Genomic DNA, 3,851 nt, shown 5'->3' with positions numbered 1-3,851 from the left:
GTTATATAGTATACTTATAGTATAAACATCATTAACACAGTGATAACATTGAGTAAAACAAGTGAGTTGAGTCATGTGAATAAATATGAAGCAGAATTTAGTAACATTGTTCGCGCCTATAGAAAACGTCATATGGGTAAAGGCCCTAGTCAAGTTCGAACAAAGTTTTGTAAGAACTGGGCAATTTGTGAATTAGAAGGAAATTTATCTCCCATTGAAAAATTTATTGCTTCAGCTGAAGATGGGAAACAAATGTTACGATCTGCTCGTACTGAAATGGTCAAGGAGATTTATAAAAAAAACTATCCTCAGGAAATGGAAGAACTACTTGGTGCAAAATTCATTCGTGTCTTTGTGGATATTGATATTGAAGACGACATGGGGATGTCAATCTTCGTGTTTGATCAAGATATTGAGGAAAAGTTTAACGTAAAAAGTTAATTTCAATAGAAACATCATTCAACTACATATTGTTGGCACTTGACAGCGACCCTGTTAAAGACTAACCACCTAGAGCAATTTGTCCGTTTTATCGGATGAATATAGTCTTAGGTGGTTTTTTATTGGAAAAATAGCAATTGACATGATTAAGGAGGAAATGAAAATGGGGAAAACACAACATCCTGGACCACAAAAAAAAGCAAAGTTACCAGCTCCTAAATACTGGGTAAGTCCAATTCCTTTTGGTTTAGGAAAGATTAAACCACAGCATATCCGCGATACGATGAAAATCGCTTGGGATAATAAAGATAATATCGGCTATGCTACACGGATTATAACGAAAGGGGTTTGTGACGGTTGTGCACTTGGTGTATCTGGGTTATATGACCAAACATTGGATGGTCCACACGTTTGCACCACACGTTTGAATGTCCTTCGGCTAAATACAATGCCTGCGATTCAACCTGAAATTCTGCATGCAGACATTGATGAACTAAAGAAATATGATAGCACTGAACTTCGTAAGCTGGGTCGGATTCCCTATCCAATGATTCGACGCAAAGGGGAACGTAAATTTTCACGGATTACTTGGGATGACGCAATGAATCTCATTGCAGAAAAAATGAAAAAGTTGGATCCGAAACAATATGCTTTTTATTTAACCGCTCGAGGGATTACAAACGAAAGCTATTATGTTGCGGCCAAAGTTGCGCGTTTTCTTGGGACCAATCATATTGATAACGCTTCCCGTATTTGTCACGCTCCCAGTAAAACAGCTTTAAAACGTTCCATTGGTGTGGGGGCTTCTACATCCAATTATCTAGATTGGATTGGAACAGATGTCTTATTATTTTGGGGAAGTGTCGCTTCGAACTCATCACCTGTATCTTCAAAGTATATGCTTGAAGCAAAGAAAAAAGGGACCAAGATCATTGTGGTTAACCCATACCGCGAACCAGCCATGGACCAGTATTGGATTCCTTCAAACCCTGAGTCCGCGTTATTCGGAACAAAAATTGCCGATGACTTCTATCAAGTCAACATCGGCGGGGATATTGCCTTTATGCATGGAATCATTAAGCNNTTTTGAAGTAGGGGAGTACATCAAGCCTGAGTTTATTGATCATGTTTTAACGTTTGGCCGTCTTGGCGCATTCATTGCTGAAGGAGCAAAGAAAGCATTTGGAGACGACCGTGTATCTTCTTATATGGACAAAGAAGAACTGAAGAAAAAAGTCCAAGAACAATCTTGGGAAGATATCATCGAGTCTTCAGGCGTTTCAAAAGAACGAATTATTGAATTAGCTGAACTTCTAGCAAACAGCAAAAACGCGGTATATGCGTGGGCACTTGGACTGACGATGCACTCTTTTGCGACAGACAATATCTCTCAAGTCGCAAACCTGGCACTCCTGCGTGGACACTTAGGGCGAAAGCACGCGGGTCTTATGCCGTTCCGTGGACACTCAAGTGTGCAAGGCAGCGGAGAAATGGGGGCAGACCCGTTTGTTTTACCTGGCGGAGGCTGGGACGAAAAAAATGTAGAACGAATCGAAAAGCTTTGGGGATTTGACCTTCCAAACTGGCAGGGTGATATCGTTGGCGTCACACTAGAAAACATTGTCCTTCCAGAAGATCATGAGCGGAAAGTGAAATTATATTACCTATCTGGCGGAAATTTCTTAGAAACGATGCCAGACCCAGATTTTATTGAACAAGCCTTATCCGAACTGGAGATTCGGGTCCATCAAGATATTATTTTAAACACATCGACGTTAGTTGATGCAAAAGAAGCCGTCATCGTCTTACCAGCGAAAACGCGTTATGAGCAAGAAGGAGGCGGCACGAGTACATCAACAGAGCGGATGGTTTACTTTTCTCCTGAAATTACTGGTAACAAAAACATGATTGAAGAGGCACGTGCGGAATGGAAGATTTATCTGGACCTTGCGAAGCGTGTGAAACCAGAAACAGCCCAATTGGTTGATTTTGCAGACGGTCAGGCCATTCGTGAGGAAATTGCCAAGGCAAACCCTGATTACGACGGAATCCAGCATTTGAAAAAGCAAGGAGACGTGTTCCAGTGGGGTGGCGCTTGGTTATGTGAAGATGGAATTTGTCCAACTCCGGATGGCAGAGGTACTTTAATTCAGGTTGATATTCCGGATTTAAATAAAAAGCCTGAACAATTTATTATTACATCCCGCCGTGGGAAGCAGTTTAACTCGATGGTATATAAAGAAGTCGATCCGTTAAACGGTGCAGGTCGTTATGATGTATTAATGAGTCCTGTGGATGGACAAAAATTAAGCATTGCTGAAGGCGAAGGAATTGTTGTTTATAATGGCTTTGGCGTCTTCCAAGGTACGGCTAAGTTTGTTGATATTGCGCAAGGAAATTTAGAAGTTCATTTCCCAGAAGGAAACTACTTGCTGCCGCGCGGTCGTTATGAGAAATTTGCAGGCATTCCTGATTACAACATCACCGTTAATGTGGAAAAAGCAGAGCGATATCATGCACGGAAAGATACTCAATATTTAGAAAAGCCAATTGCTGATCTTGAAACAGAAGTTGGTTAAGGGCAAAAATATCCATGGAAAGGGGTACCGAATTTGTTTAAGGAAATTACTACTTCTCAAAGTATTGTCAAGTACAATGGACATAACTTCATAGAGGAAGAGGATGACATTGCAGTTGAATCTGCCTTAACGATTATTTTAGATGGAACTGAGTTTGCCACCATGGTATGTACCCCATCTGAACTGAAAGAATTGGTGGTTGGTTTTCTAGCTTCAGAAGGTGTGATCCGAGTCTACCAAGATATTCACTCATTCCACATCGATGAAGAAAAGGGTTTTGCTTATGTCGATTTAGTTAATAAACATTCAATCCAAAAAGATTTCCATTCGAAAAGATTTATTGGTTCTTGTTGTGGAAAAGGACGGCAATTTTACTTTCATAACGATGTAAAGACCGCTAAAACGGTGATGACAAGAATGACGGTTACACCGGAACAGTGCCGTGAGTTAATGAAGCAAATGCAGGAAAGTTCTTCACATTTTCAACAGACCGGCGGGGTCCATAATGCAGCCTTATGTACGAAGGATGGAATTGTGGCAGCAAGAACAGATATCGGCCGACATAATGCCCTGGATAAACTATTTGGCTATTGCTTGATTAACCGAATACCTCTAAAAGATAAAATCATAGCTTTCAGTGGCCGAATTTCATCCGAGGTGTTACTAAAAGCAGCCAAAATAGGTGTAGGGATTATTCTTTCAAAATCTGCCCCTACCAATCTTGCTATAGATTTAGCAGAAGAACTTGGAATTACAGCAGTTGGCTTTATCCGAGCTAACGGGTTTAATGTTTACACCCATCAGGAGCGCATACAAGGAATAGAATATCAC

The 3,851-nt window shown here is 40.7% G+C and carries 2 protein-coding genes and 1 pseudogene; all 3 read left to right on the top strand.

The window, feature by feature from the left end; genetic code table 11:
• The first annotated feature begins 75 nt into the window (after window positions 1-75).
• Window positions 76-441 carry a DUF2294 domain-containing protein gene (locus tag V7659_RS29425; RefSeq protein WP_026565322.1) on the top strand — a complete coding sequence of 122 codons (366 nt, stop codon included), beginning with the start codon at window positions 76-78 and terminating at the stop codon, window positions 439-441.
• Window positions 442-604: 163 nt separating this feature from the next.
• Window positions 605-3,020: pseudogene (locus tag V7659_RS32315) on the top strand (FdhF/YdeP family oxidoreductase).
• A gap of 33 nt (window positions 3,021-3,053) precedes the next feature.
• The coding region (gene fdhD, locus V7659_RS29410) for a formate dehydrogenase accessory sulfurtransferase FdhD (RefSeq protein WP_335543580.1) at window positions 3,054-3,851 on the top strand (798 nt) is incomplete at its 3' end.

Source organism: Neobacillus drentensis (assembly GCF_036966985.1).
Taxonomy (GTDB): domain Bacteria; phylum Bacillota; class Bacilli; order Bacillales; family Cytobacillaceae; genus Neobacillus; species Neobacillus drentensis_E.
This window is presented reverse-complemented; position numbering and strand designations above follow the sequence as displayed.